General features: G+C 73.6%; 22 protein-coding genes and 2 tRNA genes. 15 read left to right on the plus strand and 9 right to left on the minus strand.

Annotated elements, in window-relative coordinates; genetic code table 11:
- Positions 1-5: 5 nt before the first annotated feature.
- Positions 6-998 carry an SMP-30/gluconolactonase/LRE family protein gene (locus tag ACOJV9_RS00900; RefSeq protein ID WP_420183300.1) on the minus strand — a complete coding sequence of 331 codons (993 nt, stop codon included), beginning with the start codon at positions 996-998 and terminating at the stop codon, positions 6-8.
- A 161-nt stretch (positions 999-1,159) separates the two neighbouring features.
- Here ACOJV9_RS00900 and ACOJV9_RS00905 point away from each other — a divergent pair, with 161 nt between their 5' ends.
- Both ACOJV9_RS00905 and ACOJV9_RS00910 read left to right on the plus strand, forming a co-directional pair.
- On the plus strand, positions 1,160-2,371 hold the full coding sequence (locus tag ACOJV9_RS00905) for a sensor histidine kinase (protein WP_420183301.1): 1,212 nt from the start codon (positions 1,160-1,162) through the stop codon (positions 2,369-2,371).
- Positions 2,368-2,997, plus strand: coding sequence for a response regulator (locus tag ACOJV9_RS00910; protein WP_420183302.1), 630 nt, complete (start codon positions 2,368-2,370; stop codon positions 2,995-2,997). Before ACOJV9_RS00905 ends, ACOJV9_RS00910 begins: the two co-directional genes overlap by 4 nt.
- 29 nt (positions 2,998-3,026) lie before the next feature.
- Here the strand turns inward: ACOJV9_RS00910 and ACOJV9_RS00915 are convergent, their stop codons facing one another.
- Positions 3,027-3,581, minus strand: coding sequence for an ASCH domain-containing protein (locus tag ACOJV9_RS00915; protein ID WP_420183303.1), 555 nt, complete (start codon positions 3,579-3,581; stop codon positions 3,027-3,029).
- Positions 3,582-3,674: 93 nt separating this feature from the next.
- Here ACOJV9_RS00915 and ACOJV9_RS00920 point away from each other — a divergent pair, with 93 nt between their 5' ends.
- From ACOJV9_RS00920 to ACOJV9_RS00955, 8 genes are all read left to right on the plus strand, one after another.
- Positions 3,675-4,727, plus strand: coding sequence for a zinc-dependent alcohol dehydrogenase family protein (locus tag ACOJV9_RS00920; RefSeq protein ID WP_420183304.1), 1,053 nt, complete (start codon positions 3,675-3,677; stop codon positions 4,725-4,727).
- A 91-nt stretch (positions 4,728-4,818) separates the two neighbouring features.
- Positions 4,819-4,891, plus strand: a tRNA-Thr gene (locus ACOJV9_RS00925).
- Positions 4,892-4,934: 43 nt separating this feature from the next.
- Positions 4,935-5,008 (plus strand) — tRNA-Met (locus tag ACOJV9_RS00930).
- 131 nt (positions 5,009-5,139) lie between these two features.
- Positions 5,140-5,307 (plus strand): 50S ribosomal protein L33, encoded by a 168-nt coding sequence (rpmG, locus tag ACOJV9_RS00935; RefSeq protein ID WP_035931703.1) that lies wholly within the window; start codon positions 5,140-5,142, stop codon positions 5,305-5,307.
- Between the two features lie 81 nt (positions 5,308-5,388).
- Complete coding sequence (locus ACOJV9_RS00940) at positions 5,389-5,850, plus strand: FAS1-like dehydratase domain-containing protein (RefSeq protein WP_420183305.1); 462 nt, start codon at positions 5,389-5,391, stop codon at positions 5,848-5,850.
- Complete coding sequence (locus ACOJV9_RS00945; protein WP_420183306.1) at positions 5,847-6,269, plus strand: MaoC/PaaZ C-terminal domain-containing protein; 423 nt, start codon at positions 5,847-5,849, stop codon at positions 6,267-6,269. The genes ACOJV9_RS00940 and ACOJV9_RS00945 overlap by 4 nt, the downstream gene beginning before the upstream one ends.
- The gene (locus ACOJV9_RS00950) at positions 6,269-7,342 is read left to right on the plus strand and encodes a UDP-N-acetylmuramate dehydrogenase (RefSeq protein ID WP_420183307.1); all 1,074 of its coding nucleotides are present in this window, start codon (positions 6,269-6,271) and stop codon (positions 7,340-7,342) included. The genes ACOJV9_RS00945 and ACOJV9_RS00950 overlap by 1 nt, the downstream gene beginning before the upstream one ends.
- A gap of 13 nt (positions 7,343-7,355) precedes the next feature.
- On the plus strand, positions 7,356-7,760 hold the full coding sequence (locus ACOJV9_RS00955; RefSeq protein WP_420183308.1) for a secondary thiamine-phosphate synthase enzyme YjbQ: 405 nt from the start codon (positions 7,356-7,358) through the stop codon (positions 7,758-7,760).
- Positions 7,761-7,944: 184 nt separating this feature from the next.
- On the opposite strand, the gene ACOJV9_RS00960 is transcribed toward ACOJV9_RS00955, so the two are convergent.
- From ACOJV9_RS00960 to ACOJV9_RS00990, 7 genes are all read right to left on the minus strand, one after another.
- Positions 7,945-8,451, minus strand: coding sequence for a helix-turn-helix domain-containing protein (locus ACOJV9_RS00960; RefSeq protein WP_420183309.1), 507 nt, complete (start codon positions 8,449-8,451; stop codon positions 7,945-7,947).
- Between the two features lie 275 nt (positions 8,452-8,726).
- A complete protein-coding gene (locus ACOJV9_RS00965) occupies positions 8,727-9,230 on the minus strand; it encodes a metallophosphoesterase family protein (RefSeq protein WP_420183310.1) in 504 nt (167 codons plus the stop codon).
- Positions 9,231-9,258: 28 nt separating this feature from the next.
- Positions 9,259-9,573 carry a 2-polyprenylphenol hydroxylase gene (locus tag ACOJV9_RS00970; RefSeq protein WP_420183311.1) on the minus strand — a complete coding sequence of 105 codons (315 nt, stop codon included), beginning with the start codon at positions 9,571-9,573 and terminating at the stop codon, positions 9,259-9,261.
- Positions 9,566-10,270 carry a catalase family protein gene (locus ACOJV9_RS00975; RefSeq protein ID WP_420183312.1) on the minus strand — a complete coding sequence of 235 codons (705 nt, stop codon included), beginning with the start codon at positions 10,268-10,270 and terminating at the stop codon, positions 9,566-9,568. Before ACOJV9_RS00975 ends, ACOJV9_RS00970 begins: the two co-directional genes overlap by 8 nt.
- Positions 10,271-10,332: 62 nt before the next feature.
- Entirely contained in the window at positions 10,333-11,373 is a 1,041-nt protein-coding gene (locus tag ACOJV9_RS00980; RefSeq protein ID WP_420183313.1) for an adenosine deaminase, read from the minus strand.
- Positions 11,370-11,882 carry an adenosine deaminase gene (locus tag ACOJV9_RS00985; RefSeq protein ID WP_420183314.1) on the minus strand — a complete coding sequence of 171 codons (513 nt, stop codon included), beginning with the start codon at positions 11,880-11,882 and terminating at the stop codon, positions 11,370-11,372. The genes ACOJV9_RS00980 and ACOJV9_RS00985 overlap by 4 nt, the downstream gene beginning before the upstream one ends.
- 4 nt (positions 11,883-11,886) lie before the next feature.
- On the minus strand, positions 11,887-13,191 hold the full coding sequence (locus tag ACOJV9_RS00990; RefSeq protein ID WP_420183315.1) for an aspartate aminotransferase type Ic: 1,305 nt from the start codon (positions 13,189-13,191) through the stop codon (positions 11,887-11,889).
- A 78-nt stretch (positions 13,192-13,269) separates the two neighbouring features.
- On the opposite strand from ACOJV9_RS00990, the gene ACOJV9_RS00995 reads away from it, so the two are divergent.
- Genes ACOJV9_RS00995 through ACOJV9_RS01015 form a run of 5 tightly spaced genes read left to right on the plus strand, consistent with a single transcriptional unit; the run spans position 13,270 to position 17,111 of the window.
- A complete protein-coding gene (locus ACOJV9_RS00995; RefSeq protein WP_420183316.1) occupies positions 13,270-13,836 on the plus strand; it encodes an RNA polymerase sigma factor in 567 nt (188 codons plus the stop codon).
- Complete coding sequence (locus ACOJV9_RS01000) at positions 13,833-14,687, plus strand: zf-HC2 domain-containing protein (RefSeq protein ID WP_420183317.1); 855 nt, start codon at positions 13,833-13,835, stop codon at positions 14,685-14,687. The genes ACOJV9_RS00995 and ACOJV9_RS01000 overlap by 4 nt, the downstream gene beginning before the upstream one ends.
- Entirely contained in the window at positions 14,684-15,553 is an 870-nt protein-coding gene (locus tag ACOJV9_RS01005; RefSeq protein WP_420183318.1) for an ATP-binding cassette domain-containing protein, read from the plus strand. Before ACOJV9_RS01000 ends, ACOJV9_RS01005 begins: the two co-directional genes overlap by 4 nt.
- The gene (locus ACOJV9_RS01010) at positions 15,550-16,473 is read left to right on the plus strand and encodes a hypothetical protein (protein WP_420183319.1); all 924 of its coding nucleotides are present in this window, start codon (positions 15,550-15,552) and stop codon (positions 16,471-16,473) included. Before ACOJV9_RS01005 ends, ACOJV9_RS01010 begins: the two co-directional genes overlap by 4 nt.
- Entirely contained in the window at positions 16,455-17,111 is a 657-nt protein-coding gene (locus ACOJV9_RS01015) for a hypothetical protein (RefSeq protein WP_420183320.1), read from the plus strand. Before ACOJV9_RS01010 ends, ACOJV9_RS01015 begins: the two co-directional genes overlap by 19 nt.
- The last annotated feature ends 45 nt before the right edge of the window (positions 17,112-17,156 follow it).

Below are 17,156 nucleotides of genomic sequence, written 5' to 3' on the forward strand. Positions count from 1 at the left end.
ACTCGTCAGCCGACGAAGGGATCGGTGACGACCTCGTAGGGCGGCGCGGCGACGGTCTCGTCGAACTTGCTGTCGACGAAGAGCACCCGCCCGTGCAGCACCTTGGCGGTGGTCAGCACCCGGGTCGGGTCGGTCGGCTCCTGCGACACCAGGGTCGCGGTGCTGCCGTCCGCCGCCAGGCGCAGGGTGGCGAGCATCCGCGAGAAGTTGCGCACGACGAGCAGGCGCGATCCCTGGCGGACGAGACCGTCGGCGTTGGTCAGGTCGGCCCCGCCGGTCTCGACCGGCGTCACCGCGCCGTCCGCGGTGGCGAAGCGCCACAGCTGGCCGGTCGTCCCCTGCGCCACGACGAACGCGCTGCGGTCGGCCGTCAGCACGATGCCGCCGAGGTTGAAGCCGGGGCGCTGCTCGATGGTCCCGCTCGCGTCCGACCACAGCTCGGCCTGCCACGCGCCATCCTCGTGGGCGATGCGGAAGATCTGCGGGGCGTTGGAGTTCGTCACGTAGGCCGCACCGTCCGGGCCGATGGCGACGTCGTTGGCGAAGGCGTTGTCCCCCGGGAGGCGCAGGGCCGCGAGCAGCTCGCCCTCGGGGGAGTAGACCCACACGTCGGGGCGTCCGTTGTCGGTGCCGGTGGCGGCGTCGATGCCGTTGGGCCCGCCGGCGATGTAGACCCGGCCGGCGTCGTCGGTCGTGATGCCGCGGGCGGTGAAGCGACCGTCGGTGCCGTCCCCTGCGAGCCACTGCTCGGTGGTGGCGGATCGGGCCACGCCGCGGTGGATCTCGCCGCCGGTGACCTCGCTGACGTAGAAGGTGCCGCGGCGACGGTCGACGCCGATGCCCTCGAACTTCGAGCCGCCCGGGTCGCCGGTGAGGACGTAGGACGCCGGTCGGCCGCCCTCCGTCGCGGCGGCGGGGACGGCGCAGGCGAGCGCGAGGGGCAGGGTGGCGACGGCGGCCAGGGCCGCGGTCGATCGGGCGAGACGCAGGGTGGACATGGTTCTCCTCGAGGCGGGGGAAGGGCGGTCGGCCAGTGGCCGACCCTGCTGCACTCCACTCTCCTCGCCCGCCCACCCGGTGCGCGAGGGGCAACCAGCCACCGTCGGGTAGCCGATCGGATGATGTGGTCCCGGCGCCGGCGGTCCTAGGCTGCACGGTCATGGATGCGGTGGCCCTCGGGCGCGGACCCGGGAACCCGGCGGCCCGGGGCCTCCTCGCGCCCGTGGCCCGGCTCGAGCGCTGGCTCGACGCGGCGCTCGTCCTGCTGCTCGTCGCGTGCACCGTCCGCTACGTCTCCCGGCACGGCCTGCACCTCGAGGGCTGGGGAGTCGTCGCCGGCGCCGGCCTCCTCGGCCTGCTCGCCCTCGTCCGCCCGGTGTCGCCGGCCGGGTGGGTGCCCACGGCCCGCGTGGCCGTGCTCGTCGTCATCTGGAGCGCCCTCACGCTCGTCGCGCCCTCCTTCGCGTGGGTGGCCGTGGCCGTCGCCTTCGCGGTGCTGCGGACCCTGCCCTTCCCGTATGCCGCGTGTGTCGTCGCGCTCATGGCCGTCCTCGTCAGTGCGGCCTGGCTGCGGATCACCGACGGGTTCGACCCGGCGCTCGTCGCCGGACCCGTGGCCATGGCCGGCCTCACCGTCGCCGCGTTCCGCACCCTCGACCGTGAGGCGGCCTCACGCCAGCGGCTTCTCGACGAGCTGTCGGCGGCTCAGGTCGACCTTGCGGCCGCCCAGCGCACCGCCGGTGCCCTCGCCGAACGGACGCGGATCTCGCGCGAGATCCACGACTCGGTCGGGCAGGGGCTGTCGAGCATCAACCTCTTCCTCCAGGCCGCCGAGCAGGAGTGGGCGCGCCACCCCGACGCGGCGCGCGCGCACGTGCGCAGCGCCTCCGCCGCGGCGCGCGACGGCCTGGACGAGGTCCGGCAGGTCGTGGCCGACCTCGCCCCGGTCGGCCTCGGTGTCGGCGCGCCCGAGGACCTGCACGCCGAGGTCCGCCGGGTCGTCGAGGAAGGCGCCCACGGCCTGCGGGCCGAGGTGCGGGTGCACGGTCCCGCGGTGGCCGTCCCCGCCGAGACCGCGGCCGCCGTCGTCCGGACCGCACGCGGCGCCGTGGCCAACGCGGTCGAGCACTCCGGTGCCGAGCGGGTCGTCGTGTCCCTGACCTACGAGCGCGACGAGCTGAGGCTGGACGTGCGTGACGACGGCCGCGGGTTCGAGCCGGACCGGGTCAGCGGGCGCGACGGGCGCGGGACCGGACTGGACGGCATACGCCGTCGTGCCGACGACCTCGGTGGCCGCACGACCGTCGAGAGCACCCCCGGGGAGGGGACGACCGTGTCGGTCGCCTTCCCGCGCGCGGGCGTCCCGTCGTGACGGTGCGCATCGTCCTCGTCGACGACCACCCGGTCGTGCGGGCCGGCCTGCGCGCCCTCCTCGAGGGACAGGAGGACTTCACCGTCGTCGGCGAGGCGGGCGACGCAGGCGCCGCCCTGGCCGTGGTGCGGGAGCAGCGACCGGAGGTGGTCCTCATGGACCTCAACCTCGGTGCGGGTGACGGCGGCGCCCAGGTGACCGCCGTCCTGCGGGCCGAGCCCGAGGCGCCGGAGGTGCTCGTGCTGACGACGTACGACACCGACGCCGACGTCCTGCGGGCCCTCGAGGCCGGCGCCCGGGGCTACCTGCTCAAGGACGCCCCGCCGTCGGAGCTCTTCGCCGGGATCCGCGCCACCGCCAGGGGCGAGACCGTCCTCTCTCCTGCGGTGGCGGCGATGGTCGTGCGGCGGGCGGGAGCCGGCGGCCGCGACGCCGTGACCGAGCGCGAGGTCGAGGTCCTCGAGCTGCTGTCGCGGGGCTTGGGCAACAAGGAGATGGCCCGCGAGCTGTTCGTCTCCGAGGCCACGGTCAAGAGCCACCTCTCCCACATCTACACCAAGCTCGGCGTCGACACCCGGGCCGGAGCCGTCGCGGCGGCGATCGAGAGGCGGATCATCCGCACCTGAACGTCGCCTCGGCGCCCGGCGCCCGGCGGTCAGTCCGCGTGGAGGACGCGGAAGCGCTCGCAGACCACCGGCATGTCCGCGACGAAGCCGTGCCCGTGCGACGCGGTCGCCGTGAAGAAGCGCTCGTGCACCTCGCGCCAGTGGGCCAGTGACAGGTCGCCCTCGCCCTCGAGGCGGGCGTGCTCCTCCTCCACCTCGTCGAACGGGACGACCTCCACGTCGGTCGTCTCGATGAGCGCACGGGGGTGGCCCGACCCGTCGAGGATGATGCTCAGCGCACCCGGCTCGGGCAGCGGCTCGTCCTCGGCCTCGTAGTCCCACAAGGCGCTCGCGGTCGCCGTCTTGGTCCCGGCGAGCACGAGGTCGAGCAGCCCGTCGGCCTGGTCCGCGCCGTCGCCGAACGACCATGCCGGCGGCGGGACGGACTCCAGCGGAGTCGGCCCGAAGTAGGCCGGGACGCCGCTGATCTTCGCGTGCAGCCGGGCGACCTCCCAGAAGGCCGCGACCCGCTCGTCCCGGTCGGCGTCCACCCCTGTCACGTCGTCGTGCTCGGAGCCGTGCTCGGGCAGCTGGACCTCGCTCATGGCGCAAGGGTAGGCGGCGTCGGCCGGCGTGACCGGCAACGGGACACTGGGCGGCATGACGAGGCCGACCCCGCTGACCATCGCGACCGCACGATGAGGGCCGTCGTCTACGAGCGCCACGGCGAGCCGCCGGCTCTGCGCGAGGTGCCGGAGCCCGTGTGCGCGCCCGACGGCGTCGTCGTCGAGGTGCGCGCCACGGGGGTCTGCCGGTCCGACTGGCACGCGTGGAGGGGGCACGACCCGGTCTCGCTGCCGCACATCCCCGGGCACGAGCTCGCCGGTGTCGTCGCCGAGGTCGGCAGCGAGGTCCGCCGCTGGCACCGCGGAGACCGGGTCACCGTCCCGTTCGTCGTCGGCTGCGGCGTGTGCGAGCACTGCCGGGCGGGGGACGCCCAGGTCTGCCCGGACCAGACCCAGCCCGGCTTCACCGGCCCCGGCTCGTTCGCCGAGCGGGTGGCGCTCGGCGCCGCGGACGCCAACCTCGTGGCGCTGCCCGAGTCCGTCGAGTTCGCCACCGCCGCCTCGCTCGGCTGCCGCTTCGCCACCGCGTTCCGGGCGATCACCGCGCACGGGCGCCTGCAGCCCGGTCAGTGGCTGGCCGTCCACGGGTGCGGCGGGGTGGGGCTCTCCGCCGTGATGATCGGTGTCGCGCTGGGGGCGCGGGTCGTCGCGGTCGACGTCAGCAGGGGCGCCCTCGACCGCGCCCGTGAGCTCGGGGCCGAGCACGTCGTCGACGCCCGCTCCGCCCCCGACACGGCTGCAGCCGTCCGCGAGCTCACCGGGGGAGGGGCGGCCGTCTCCCTCGACGCCCTCGGCAGCGTCACGACGGCCGTTGCCTCGGTGGGCTCCCTGCGTCGCCGTGGCCGGCACGTCCAGGTCGGGCTGCTGCTCGGCGCGGCCTCCACGCCACCGCTGCCCATGGACCGGGTCGTGGCCCACGAGCTCGAGCTGTACGGCTCCCACGGGATGGCCGCCCACGAGTACCCCGCGATGCTCGAGCTGGTCGCCGACGGCACCCTGCGACCTGACCTGCTCGTCGGCGAGGTCCTTTCGCTGGAGGGCGCCGGCGCGGCCCTCGCGGCGATGGACCACCCGCCCACGACGCCCGGCATGACGGTCATCAGGCTGCCCGGGCGAGGCGGCTGACGGGCCGGTCAGCCCCGGATTTCACCCCCGCGCAGGTGTCCGTGTAGCATTCCCGACGCACTCAGCCCGGGCCCGGCCCGGTGTCTGGAACGCCCCCTTAGCTCAGTCGGTAGAGCGTTTCCATGGTAAGGAAAAGGTCGTCGGTTCGATTCCGACAGGGGGCTCTGGTCAGGGCCATCACCACCACGTGGTGACTCAGACCCCCAAGGCGGGGTAGCTCAGCTGGTTAGAGCGCACGACTCATAATCGTGAGGTCGCGGGATCGAGCCCCGCTCCCGCTACGCAGCGTGATTTCAGGGAATACCTGAAGTCGCGTACTCTGTTGTGCTGATGTCGCGCGGGACCCATCACGGCGCGCGACGACGGACACGCTTTCCACCACGATCACCCTTTTCGAGAGCAGGTTGCCCCGATGGCCAAGGCCACTGACGTCCGCCCCAAGATCACCATGGCGTGCACGGAGTGCAAGGAGCGCAACTACATCACCAAGAAGAACCGTCGGAACGACCCCGACCGTCTCGACCTGGCGAAGTTCTGCCCGCGCTGCAAGAAGCACACGACGCACCGCGAGACCCGCTGACACCAGCGCCTCGTCCGACGAAGCCGCCCCACCTCACGGTGCCGGGCGGCTTCGTCGTTCCCCAGTCCCTAGAGTGGGCGCATGACTGAGACTTCCGTGGTCAACCTCGACTTCGTGGGGCGCACCTACCCCCCGAGCGGACCGTATGCCGTGAGCGCGGCCCAGATCGCTGCCTTCGCCGCTGCGGTCGGTTCCGACGACCCGCTGCACCACGACGCCGAGGCGGCCCGCGCGGCCGGCCACGCCGGCGTCATCGCCCCCCCGACCTTCGCGGTGACGATCTCCCAGCAGTGCGACCGCGCCTATGTCATGGACCCCGAGGCCGGCGTCGACTACAGCCGGGTGGTCCACGGCGAGCAGCGCTTCGTGCACCACCGGCCGATCACGGCCGGCGACGAGCTGACCGGCGAGCTCACCGTCGACTCGATCCGGATGGCCGGGGGCCACGCGATGATCACGACGCGCACCGAGCTGACCGCCGGCGGGGAGCCGGTGTGCACGTCGACGTCGACCATCGTCGTGCGAGGAGGGGAGGACCGGTGACCGCCCGCAGCGCCTCCAAGACCGCCGTCGGCGACACCTTCGGGCCGGTGACCGTGCCCGTGGGCCGCGAGACCCTCGTCGCCTACGCCGACGCCTCCGGCGACCAGAACCCGATCCACCAGGACGAGGAGTTCGCCCGCTCCGTGGGGCTGCCCGACGTCATCGCCCACGGCATGTGGACGCTCGGCGCCGCGGGGTCCGCGGTGTCCGAGTGGGCCGGGGGAGCGGATCGCGTCGTCGAGTTCGGCACCCGCTTCACCAAGCCGGTGGTCGTCCCCTCGGACGGCGCCGAGGTCGTCGTCGGCGGGGTCGTCAAGGCGGTCGACGCCGAGTCCGGTCGGGCCACCGTCGACGTCAGCGTCACCGCGGCCGGTGCCAAGGTCCTCGGCCGGTGCACCGCCGTCGTCCAGCTCGCCTGATGCAGGAGCTGCACGACGTCCCGCTGTCCGAGCACACGACGATGCGAGTGGGTGGTCCCGCCCAGCGGCTCGTCGTCGCCGAGACGATCGACGAGCTCGTCGACACCGTGCGCGAGGTCGACGACGCCCAGGAGCCCCTGCTGGTCCTCGGCGGCGGGTCCAACCTCGTCGTCGCCGACTCCGGCTTCGCCGGCACGGTGGTCAAGGTCGCGACGTCGGGGATCGAGCCGGAGTCCGTCGACTACTGCGGTGGGGCGATGGTCCGCATCGCCGCCGGCGAGGTCTGGGACGACGTCGTGGAGCGGGCGGTCGCGGAGGGATGGTCCGGCGTCGAGGCGCTGAGCGGCATACCGGGGTCGACCGGTGCGACACCGGTGCAGAACGTCGGCGCCTACGGGCAGGAGGTCTCCCAGACGATCGCGCGGGTGCGGGTCTGGGATCGCGGGACCCAGGAGGTCCGCACCCTCAGCGCCGACCAGTGCCGGTTCACCTACCGGCACTCGCTCTTCAAGGCCAGCGCCAACCACGTCGTGCTCGACGTGACGTTCCAGTTCGTCGTGGCCGACCTGTCGCAGCCCATCGCCTACGCCGACCTCGCCGCCGGCCTCGGCGTGGACATCGGCGCCCGGGTGCCGCTGGGCGACGCCCGTGAGGCGGTGCTCGAGCAGCGGCGTCGGCGCGGGATGGTGCTCGACGACGCGGACCCCGACACGTGGAGCTGCGGGTCCTTCTTCACCAACCCGATCATGCCGGCGGCCCGGTTCGACGACCTCGCGGCGCGGGTGCGCGCCGAGCTGGGCGACGACGCTCCGACCCCGCCCCGGTTCGCGGACGCCAGCGGCGACGTCAAGACCAGCGCCGCGTGGCTCATCGACAAGGCCGGTTTCGGCAAGGGGTTCGGGATGCCCGGCCCGGCCGCCCTCTCCACCAAGCACACTCTGGCCGTGACCAACCGTGGGTCCGCCACGGCAGCCGAGGTTGCCGCCCTCGCCCGGGAGGTGCGCGACGGCGTGCACGACCGCTTCGGCGTCACCCTCGTCAACGAACCCGTCTTCGTCGGTCACGAGCTCTGAGGAGGCCAGCGTCATGAGGACCCATCTGCTCCGGGTGCGCACCGGTGGTGAGGACGTCGTCGTCGACCTCACCGACCGGTGCGCCGACTTCGTGCAGGGCCTCGGGGACGGGCTGCTCCACGTCTTCGTCCCGCACGCGACCGCCGGCATCGCGATCCTCGAGACCGGCGCCGGGTCCGACGACGACCTCCTCGCCGCGCTGGCCGAGCTGCTGCCCGCGGACGACCGGTGGCGGCACCGGCACGGCAGCCCCGGGCACGGTCGCTCGCACGTCATGCCGGCCCTCGTGCCGCCCTACGCGAGCGTGCCCGTCGACAACGGGCGCCTCGCGCTCGGCACCTGGCAGAGCATCTGCCTCGTCGACCTCAACGTCGACAACCACGACCGCACCGTGCGGCTGGACTTCCTCGCCGGATAGTGGCGAGCAGCGGGCGTGCTCGGCTCACGCGTGCTGCATCGGCACGTGCAGGTCCGGCGTGTCGGCGTGTCGGCGTGTCGCGCGCAGCGCATGTCCCCGCCAGGGGAGTGCCTTTGCTCCACCCACTGAAGCGAGCGAGCGGCCCCCCGACGACGGCTCCGCGCATCCCACGGTGCGCCGAGGCTCAGGCGACGTCGTCACCGGTGCCTGGCCACGGTGACTCGGTCGGTCGTGGCGCGTACCACCGCGGCTCGGGGCCCACGCCATGGAAGAACTCCCGGTGCCACCACCAGTTCGGCGGGTTCGTCACCGCACGGGTCTCGTGGTGCGCGGGGAAACGCCGGCTGCCGTCACGGACCCGGGCGACCAGCTCGGTCTCGGGCCACGACGCCGGCTCCACGATCTCGGCAGCCGCTGAGGCGCCCTCGCCTCGTTGCACGAGGGCGAGATAGAAACCCGTCCCCTCGAGGGCTTCGACGAGGTCGTCGAGGGCGTAGCGGCCGGAGCCGGTCTCCAGACGAGCGATGTAGCTGGCCGACCACCCGCGCATGGCGGCGTAGGCCCGCTGCGAGAGGCCGAGCCGCCGACGGTGGTCCCGCAGGGCCAGTCCCACGGAGTCGGCGACCGTGAGGCTCCCCGTCGCCCTGTCGATGTCCGCGGCCCGTTGCGCCGCGTGCTGCTCTGGTGTCATGCCTCCGATGGTGAGGCGGCACCCAGCGCAGCTCCAGAGCCCCATCCTCGACCTGTGGACGGCCCCGCCCAGGAGGCGCCCCTGTGCACAGCTCCCGCCCCTCACCCCGCCTCTACGACGCAAAGACACCCCCATTGGCTGCCGGTCGTGAAGCACCGGCCCGTTGCGTCGCCGGCATGGAGCACATGGGGGTGTCCTTGCGTCGCGTGGTGGAGCGAAGACACGTCGCTACCGGCCAGGTGCGGAGTCCGCCCAGACCGCGAGCGGGGGCAGGGTCAGCGGGTAAGGAGCGGCAGGGCGTGCAGCTCCAGATCAGTGATCGCTCCACCGCCGACCGTGCACGTCATGAAGGTGCAGGCCGGCTGCCGACGCCGGTCGGTCGGCGACCCGGGGTTGAGCAGGCGCAGACCGTCGTGCTCGGTGTCCCACGGGATGTGGCTGTGCCCGAAGACGAGGACGTCGAGATCGGGGTATGCCGCCCGCATCCGTTCCTCGCGCCGCGTCCGTGCCCCGGTCTCGTGCACGACGCCCCAGTCCAGGCCACCGAGCTCGACCCGGGCCACCTCGGGGAGCCGGCGCCGCAGCTCCGGACCGTCGTTGTTGCCCCACACCCCGACGACGCGGGCAGCTCGCTCCTCCAGGGCGTCGAGGAGTGCGGGCGTCACCCAGTCACCGGCGTGGATGACGACGTCGGCGGCCCCGACCGCCTCCCAGACCTGGACCGGCAGGTCGCGGGCGCGCATCGGCAGGTGGGTGTCCGCGAGCAGGAGCAGCCGCACCGAGGCAGCGTCCCGGTCCGTGCCCCCGTCAGGCGTCGAGCGCGTCAAGGTCGGTCAAGGCCTCCTCCCAGCGGCTGCGTCGCTGCGCAGCGTCCTGCTCCCACCACGGCGTCCCGCGTTCACCGAGTCCGTGCTTGGCGAGGTCCACCCGCCGCCGGGCGGGGGACGGGTCCTCTCCGGCCCCGGTGGCGGCCCTGACGCCGGAGCGCCCGCGGCCGAGGTGCGACAGCAGCCGCTCGGCGACCTCCGCCGGCAACGCCGGGTCCTGCCTTCGCCAGCGTCGTCCGTTGACGACCAGCCAGCGCTCGGGGTGCTCGTCGGTGCTCGTCAGGGGCTCAGACACGACGCGGCTCCTCCGGGTCGGCACCGACCTGCTGCGACACGGCATACGACGGCTGGCGCAGGCGAGCCCATAGCGGATGGGTCCACGTGCCGGTGGGTGGGTGGCCGACCGGGTCGTGGCGCCGGGTGCAGTCCTCCTCGGTCCACGTGATGTCCAGCCGCCCGCGCTCGTGCCACGGCCTCAGCGGCGCGCTCACCAGGAGCCGGTAGGCCGTCGGCGGGTCGTCTCCGTCGCTCTCAGGGTCGAGCCGCAGGAGCAGCGGACCCCGCGCCGTGGACAGCGGCAGGAGCGTGGTGAGCGGGCCGTGGTCGCGCCGGCCACGCACGGTGATGACGTGCCGCATCAGCGCGCCGGTGCCGGTGGAGGCAAGCAGCACGTCACCCGCCGCTGGTCCGTCCACGCGGACGGCGAGCCCCTCGATGTCGGGCCCATCCCGCAGGCCGGTGGCGCGTGACCAGCGGACCAGGCAGGGATGTGGACCTGGGTCGTCGAGCAGTACCACGCCGCTGCGCTCGCCCGGGGAGACGGTGAGGACTCCGGTGCCGCAGAAGCCGACCGGGTGCAGGGCCCGGGTGCCGCGCAGCCGTGCGACCAGCCCGAAGGCCGCCGCGAGCAGCCCTCCTCCGATCCGCCCCACGAGGTCCGGCACATCCACTCCGGCTCCCGCCCCTGGTGCCCCGGTCCGCGTTGGCTGCATCGACCCAACATAGGCGCTCCGACCGACCGCGCAGGGGGACCGCGGCCGGTGAGGCCAGGCGCTCAGGCGGGAGCAGCCGCCAGCCAGGTGTCGACGTCCCGGAGCGCCTCGGCCCGCACCTCGGCCGGGGCCCGGGACGCACGCAGCGAGCCGCGGGCCAGCTCGGCCAGCTCGGCGTCGGTGAACTCGAGGAGGCGGGCCACCTCGTACTGCGCGACGAGGCGGGACCCGAAGATCAGCGGGTCGTCCGCCCCCAGTGCCACCGTCGCCCCGGCGTCCACGAGCCGTCGCAGCGGGACGTCCTCGATCTCGTCGAAGACGCCCAGCGAGAGGTTGCTCCCCGGGCAGACCTCGAGCGCCACGCCGTCGGCGACGACCCGGTCCAGCGTGCGCGGATCCTCCACCGACCGCACCCCGTGCCCGAGCCGGTCGGGTCTCAACGCGGACAGCGTCCGCTCGACCGCCTCGGGGCCGAGCAGCTCGCCCGCATGCGGCACGAGGGCCAGGCCGGCGCGGCGGGCGATCGCGAAGGCGGGCCCGAACCTCTCCGTCTCACCACGCCGCTCGTCGTTGCTCAGGCCGAAGCCGACGACCGCGCCCGCTCCCTCACCGGCATACCGCGCGGCGAGACGGGCGAGCGTGCGCGACTCGAGCTCGTGACGCATCCGCGACGCGGCCACGATGACGCCCACCTGCGCGGCGCCCGGCTCGCGGGACACCGCGGCGGCCTCGTCCAGCACGATCTCGAGGGCCGGCGTGATGCCGCCGACGAACGGCGCGTAGGACGTCGGGTCCACCTGGAGCTCGAGCCAGCGGGACCCCTCGGCGCCGTCGTCGAGAGCGGCCTCCCGGACGATCCGGCGCATGTCCGCCTCACCGCGCACGCACGACCGAGCCGCGTCGTAGAGGCTCTGGAAACGGAACCAGCCGCGCTCGTCACGGGTCTCGAACGTCACCGGCCAGTCGGCCTCCAGCGAGGACGGCAGCCGCAGCCCGGACGCGCGTGACATCTCGCGCACGGTGTCGATGCGCATCGACCCCGTGAAGTGCAGGTGCAGGTGCGCCTTGGGGAGGGTCGTCGTCGAGCGGGTGCTCTCGCTCACTCCTCGACGATGTGCATGGCCGACTCCTCGGCCGACACGTCCTCCGGAGCGCCCGAGCGGTAGTCAGCGCCCTCGTCGGCCACGAGGGTGGCCTCGCCGTCGGGACGGATGCCCTCGTCGGGAGTGGTCAGCGAGGCGGCGTCGAGGTCCTCGTCCGCAGCAGGCTCACCGAGGAAGTCCTGCGTGGCGGGGATCGCGTCCGGGTCGTCGCCCCCCACCAGGTCGGGGTCGTCCAGGCCGCCCTCGTTGTCCGGGGCGCCGTAGGCCGAGTCGGGGTCCGGCACCTCCTGGGCGATGCGCTGGTCGATCGTCTCGTCCTGCGCCTGCTCTGCCTGCGTCGTCCCCCACTCGGTGTTGCGCGGCTGCAGGTCCGGTGGTGACACCGGCAGGTTGTCGCCCTCGCTGGCGTCGAGGAGGCCGGGCTGTCCGCTGCCGGCGTCGATGTCGTCGTCGAGGCTCATCGAGCCCAGGTCGGTGTCGAAGTTCTCGGTTCCAGGCTGGTCGCTCATGGCCTCAGCCTTGCACGCCCGCGAGCTTTTCGGTGGCCGCGAGGAGCACGCACGTCGCCACACCGGCCATCGCGGTCCGGACCTCGTCGAGGACCGGGAACGACGGCGCCAGACGGATGTTGCGGTCGCGCGGGTCGTGGCCGTTGGGGAAGGACGCACCCGCGGGCGTGAGGGCGATTCCCGCCCCCTTGGCCAGCTCGACGACGCGCGACGCGGTCCCGTCGAGGACGTCGAGGTTGACGAAGTAGCCGCCGGTCGGCTTGGACCAGGTGGCGACGTCGCGCCCGTCGAGGGCCGAGGTCAGCGCCTCGTCGACGGCGGCGAACTTGGGGGCGAGGATCTCCCGGTGCCGCGCCATGTGCGCGCGCACCCCGTCGGCGGAGCCGAAGAACTGCGCGTGCCGCAGCTGGTTGACCTTGTCCGGTCCGATCGACGCGAACTGCTGGTGACCGAGGTACCAGTCGACGTTGGCCTTCGACGCGGCGAGGAAGGCGACCCCCGAGCCGGCGAAGGTGATCTTCGAGGTGGACGCGAACATGATCGGCCGGTTGGGGTGGCCGGAGCCCGACGCCAACGTGATGATGTCGGCGCTCTTGGCCTCGTCCTCGCTGAGGTGGTGGAAGGCGTAGGCGTTGTCCCAGAAGATCCGGAAGTCCGGCGCCGCGGTCTCCATCGAGGCCAGCGCGCTCGCGACCTCCTGTGAGCAGGTCGACCCCGACGGGTTGGCGTAGGTCGGCACGATCCAGATGCCCTTGACCGCAGGGTCCGTGACGAGCTCGCGCACCGCGGCGACGTCGGGACCGTCCTCGTTCATCGGGACGGTCACCATCTCGATGCCGTAGGACGCGAGCATCGTGAAGTGCCGGTCGTAGCCGGGGACGGGGCAGAGGAACTTCACCGTCTCCTCCTGCGCCCACGGCCTCGGCGATTCGGGCCCGCCGTGCAGCAGCAGCTGGACGAGGCAGTCGTGCATCATCGTCAGGCTCGAGTTGCCACCCGCGACGACCTGCTCGGTCTCGACCCACAGCAGCTCCGCGAACATCGCGCGCAGCTCAGGGATCCCGGACAGCCCCCCGTAGTTGCGGACGTCGGTGCCGCTCGCGTCCTGGTGACCCCTGGGGAGCTCGAGGAGCTCGTTGCACAGGTCGAGCTGGGCCGCCGAGGGCTTCCCTCGAGTGAGGTCCAGCTTCAGCCCCCGCTCCCGGAGCTCGGCGTATGCCGTCCGTTGGGTCTCGAGGAACGCCTCGAGCTCCGCGGGGGAGAGGTCGGCGAGGGCAGTGGCGGTGGTCGACTCGGTCACGCGCCCCATGCTCGCAGAACCACGGTCGCAGAGAAATGTCTGCCCGAGTCGGGAACCTTCCGGGAGCCCCGCTGCGACAGTCGTTGTATGTGGCATGCCGATGAGCCCGCGGACGCGGAGCTGGTCCGGGCCCTCCACCGGGGGGACGTGGACGCGCTGCGGATGCTCTACGACCGTCACGCGCCGTGGCTGGCCGCGCGCCTGCGGCGCCGGTGCAGCGACCAGGACGCCGTCGCCGACGCGCTTCAGGACTGCTTCACCTCGGTCTGGCGCACGAGCGGCTCCTGGCGGGGGGACGGTGAGGTCGCCGCCTGGCTGTGGGGCATCGCCATCCGGCGCCTCGTCTCCCGGCTGCGCTCCTCCTCCGCCGGCGCCGGCCGTGAGCTGCCCGAGGTGGCGTCGTCGGCGATGGCCGACCGGTCGTCCGAGAGCGCCGAGGAGCGGGTGCTGCTCGGCATCGAGTACGGCGACCTCGGTGGCGCCCTCGAGCGGCTGAGCCCGCAGATGCGGGCCGTCGTCGAGGCGACCGTCCTCGACGGCCTCACCAGCCGTGAGGCCGCGACCCTGCTCGGCATCCCCCAGAACACCGTCAAGACCCGGCTGCACCGCGCCAAGGCGCAGCTCCGGGCCGATCTCGCCGGAGGTGCGTCATGACGACGGAACAGCAGCGACCCTGGCATGCGGACGACGGTCTCCTCACGGCATACCTCGACGGCCGGACGACGCCGGCGCTCGCAGCATCCGTGGAGCAGCACGTCGTCCGGTGCGCGCAGTGCCGCGCAGCGGTGCGCACCCTGGCGGACCCGTCCCCGCTCGTCGGTGTATGGGACCGGATCGTCGTCGACATCTCGAGCCCCGCCCCGTCACGGGTCGAGTCCGTGCTGCGCCGGATCGGGTTGCCGGACCGCGACGTGGTGCTCGTGCGTTCGGCACCCGCCGTGCAGGGCGCGTGGCTGCTCGGGATCCTGCTGTGCCTGCTCTTCGCCGTGATTGCCGCGGCCTCGGGTGGCGAGTACAGCTCCCTGCTCTTCATGTGGACCGCGCCGCTGGTGCCGGTCCTCGCCGTCGCGCTGGCCTTCGGACCGCAGGCCGACCCGGGCTGGGAGCTTGCCGTCGCCAGCCCGTCGTCGCCGATCCGGCTCGTCCTGCTGCGTGCTGGTGCGGTCATCGCCAGCGCCCTGCCGTTGTCGGCCCTCGCCGGCGCCGTCCTGCCCGGGTCCGCCTGGGCGTCCATCGCGTGGCTCGTGCCCTCGCTTGCAGGAGTCGCCCTCACCCTCGCTGCGGCCACCTGGTTGCCGGTCGCGCATGCCGCCTTCGGGGTGGCCGCAGCGTGGTTCACCGTCACGGGCGCCGTCGCCGCCTCCGACGGCACGGCCATCTCCGGGGTCGCCACCGACCTGCTCGCCACGGGCGTCCTGCCCGCCTACGTCGTCATCGCCGTCGTCGCCGGCCTCGTCTTCGCGGTCCGCGCGGACCACCTGTCACATCTAGGGGACACAGCATGAGCACCACCGTCAGGTTCACCGGGGTCACCCGTCGCTACGGCAAGGGCATCGCCCTCGACGACGTCGACCTCTCACTGCAGCCCGGGGTCACCGGCCTGCTCGGTCCCAACGGCGCGGGGAAGACCACGCTGCTGCGGCTGCTCGCCACCGTCCTGCCGCCCTCCGAGGGCCGGTGCCGCATCCTCGGCCTCGACCCGGACGTCCCGGCGGAACGCACCGAGATCCGCCGCGGCCTGGGCTACCTCCCGCAGGAGGCCGGCTACCCGCGGGGCTTCACGGCCTTCCAGTTCGTCGACTACGTCGCGGCCCTCAAGGAGTGGACCGACCGCTCCCAGCGCCACGCCGAAGTGGTGCGTGTCCTGTCCCTCGTCGGGATGCAGGAGCTCGCGGGCAAGAAGATGCGCCGGCTCTCCGGTGGGCAGCGCCGCCGGGTGGCGCTGGCCCAGGCCTTCCTCGGGTCGCCGGACCTGCTCGTCCTCGACGAGCCGACCAACGGCCTGGACCCCGAGCAGCGGGCCTCGCTGCGGGGGGTGCTCTCCGGAGCGGGGCAGCACTCGACCGTCCTGCTCGCGACCCACCAGACCGAGGACGTGGCCGCCCTCTGCGAGCGCGTCGTCGTCCTCGACGCCGGACACGTGACCTACGACGGACCGGTCCGCGACCTCGTCGGCCAGGCCGCCGGGCGGGTCTGGCTCGCCGACGTGGAGTCACCGCACGCCCTCAGCTCGTGGCGCGTCGGCACCGGTCGCTACCGGCACGTCGCCCTCGAGGCGCCTCCGGGTGCCGAGCTGGCCGAGCCGACCCTCGAGGACGCCTACCTGCTGCTGCGCGGTGGCCGGCGCGAGGGCTCGGAGGTGACGGCATGAGCGCCGCTGCGGTCCTGACGCGCCCCGCACCTCCCGAGTCGTCCCGCGCGGTCGTGGGGACGCTCGCCCGGATCGAGGTGCGCCGCCTGCTGCGCCAACCGGTGTTCGTCGTCGCCGTCCTGCTGTTCGTCCTCATCGCGGTGACCACGCCGTTCAGCGAGTACGCGAACGCCGACTACGTCGTGACCCCCGAGAACGGCACCGAGACCAACCTCGACTGGCCGGTGCTTCCCGGCTTCTTCGTCGGGCTCGGCGGCCTCCTCGCGATGAACCGCGTCACCAAGGGCGCCTCGCGCGCCGGTGACGTGCTCCTCGCCTCACCGGCCACCGCGTTCCAGCGCAGCCTGGCGCTGTGCCTCGCCTGCCTCGTGCCGGGCGCCATCGCGCTCGCCGGGACGGCATACGTCTTCGTCTTCTGGATGGTCGACCCGCCGATCAAGTCCGTGGCCTTCACCGAGTTCAGCAACGCCCAGCTCTTCTCGATCATGGTGCAGGGAGTGGTGACCGCCGTCGGGGGACCGCTCCTGGGCGTCGCGGTCGCCCGCTGGTGGCGCTGGCCCACCGCCGGGGCCATCACGGCGGTCGGCCTCATCCTCTGGGCCGTCCTCAGCAGCCTGTTCCGCGACACGTCCTGGTGGGAGCGGCTGCTGCACCACTCCTCTCCGTTCGCGCTCGCCGCCTACAACACCGAGGGCTCGTCGTGGGTCCAGGGCGGCAGCCACCACTGGCGCGTCGCCTACCTGCTCGGGATGTGCTCTCTGGCCGCACTGGCGGCGTGCGCGCACGGCTCGACGGGGGAGGAGAGGCGCCGGCTCGTGCGCTACTCGATCGCTGCCGCCGCCTCCACCCTCGTGGCGCTCGCCCTCACCGTGTTCACCGGCCCGGAGGGCTACTTTGGCCCATGGGACCCGCGGTGGTGACGCCGGCCGCGCTGGGGGCCGAGCTGCAGGCGGTCTCGTGGCGACCGGTGCTCGGCGCCGCCGCTGCCGCCGTCACCCTCCTCGTGCTCGACCTCACCGCCTGGCCGCGGGGACCGGGTGCGGTGACGGCCTGGCTGGGAGCGGCACTCCTGGCCGGGTCGGCCGCCTTCGCGATGGACCAGCCCGCGGCCGGGATCGTCCGCTCGGCCCCCACGAGCGCGGCGTGGCGGATCGTCGTCCGTGCGGCTCCGGGGGTGGCCGCCCTCGCGGTCTGGGCGGCGTATGCCGTCCTGTGGCGTTCGCGGACCGAGGTCGCCGCGCCGACGTGGTGGGCCCAGCTGCTCGTCGGCTCGGCGCTCCTCCTGCTGGGGGCGGGGGTGTGCGCCACGCTGGTCCGGCGTGAGCAGGTGGAGCCAGCCGCGGCGGTCGCCGGGGCGCTGGTGTTCGCCGTGCTCGCCCTGGGGCTGGTGCCCCTGCCGGGCGACGTCCAGGCCCTGGACCTGTCGGGCACACGCGGGTCGACGACCGCGTTCTGGCTCGCCGTCGGCGCGGTGGGGGCGGCCGGTCTGGTGTGGGGCAGCCGGGACGATGGGTCCCGCTGGAGGGGGCCCCGCACCGGACCGGCTCGACGGTCCTGACTCCCCCGGGCGCGCAGGGGCGCCCGGGGGAGTCCTCCCATGGCC

The organism is Knoellia terrae, assembly GCF_048606435.1.
Classification (GTDB): Bacteria; Actinomycetota; Actinomycetes; order Actinomycetales; family Dermatophilaceae; genus Knoellia; species Knoellia terrae.

Coding starts and splice junctions, on each gene's coding strand:
- ACOJV9_RS01015 (WP_420183320.1), top strand. CDS start 16,455: ATGGGACCCGCGGTGGTGACGCCGGCCGCGCTGGGGGCCGAGCTGCAG.
- ACOJV9_RS00995 (WP_420183316.1), top strand. CDS start 13,270: ATGTGGCATGCCGATGAGCCCGCGGACGCGGAGCTGGTCCGGGCCCTC.
- ACOJV9_RS00950 (WP_420183307.1), top strand. CDS start 6,269: ATGCAGGAGCTGCACGACGTCCCGCTGTCCGAGCACACGACGATGCGA.
- ACOJV9_RS00975 (WP_420183312.1), bottom strand. CDS start 10,270: ATGCAGCCAACGCGGACCGGGGCACCAGGGGCGGGAGCCGGAGTGGAT.
- ACOJV9_RS00990 (WP_420183315.1), bottom strand. CDS start 13,191: ATGGGGCGCGTGACCGAGTCGACCACCGCCACTGCCCTCGCCGACCTC.
- ACOJV9_RS00985 (WP_420183314.1), bottom strand. CDS start 11,882: ATGAGCGACCAGCCTGGAACCGAGAACTTCGACACCGACCTGGGCTCG.
- ACOJV9_RS00915 (WP_420183303.1), bottom strand. CDS start 3,581: ATGAGCGAGGTCCAGCTGCCCGAGCACGGCTCCGAGCACGACGACGTG.
- ACOJV9_RS01005 (WP_420183318.1), top strand. CDS start 14,684: ATGAGCACCACCGTCAGGTTCACCGGGGTCACCCGTCGCTACGGCAAG.
- ACOJV9_RS00900 (WP_420183300.1), bottom strand. CDS start 998: ATGTCCACCCTGCGTCTCGCCCGATCGACCGCGGCCCTGGCCGCCGTC.
- ACOJV9_RS01000 (WP_420183317.1), top strand. CDS start 13,833: ATGACGACGGAACAGCAGCGACCCTGGCATGCGGACGACGGTCTCCTC.
- ACOJV9_RS00960 (WP_420183309.1), bottom strand. CDS start 8,451: ATGACACCAGAGCAGCACGCGGCGCAACGGGCCGCGGACATCGACAGG.
- ACOJV9_RS00920 (WP_420183304.1), top strand. CDS start 3,675: ATGAGGGCCGTCGTCTACGAGCGCCACGGCGAGCCGCCGGCTCTGCGC.
- ACOJV9_RS00955 (WP_420183308.1), top strand. CDS start 7,356: ATGAGGACCCATCTGCTCCGGGTGCGCACCGGTGGTGAGGACGTCGTC.
- rpmG (WP_035931703.1), top strand. CDS start 5,140: ATGGCCAAGGCCACTGACGTCCGCCCCAAGATCACCATGGCGTGCACG.
- ACOJV9_RS01010 (WP_420183319.1), top strand. CDS start 15,550: ATGAGCGCCGCTGCGGTCCTGACGCGCCCCGCACCTCCCGAGTCGTCC.
- ACOJV9_RS00905 (WP_420183301.1), top strand. CDS start 1,160: ATGGATGCGGTGGCCCTCGGGCGCGGACCCGGGAACCCGGCGGCCCGG.
- ACOJV9_RS00940 (WP_420183305.1), top strand. CDS start 5,389: ATGACTGAGACTTCCGTGGTCAACCTCGACTTCGTGGGGCGCACCTAC.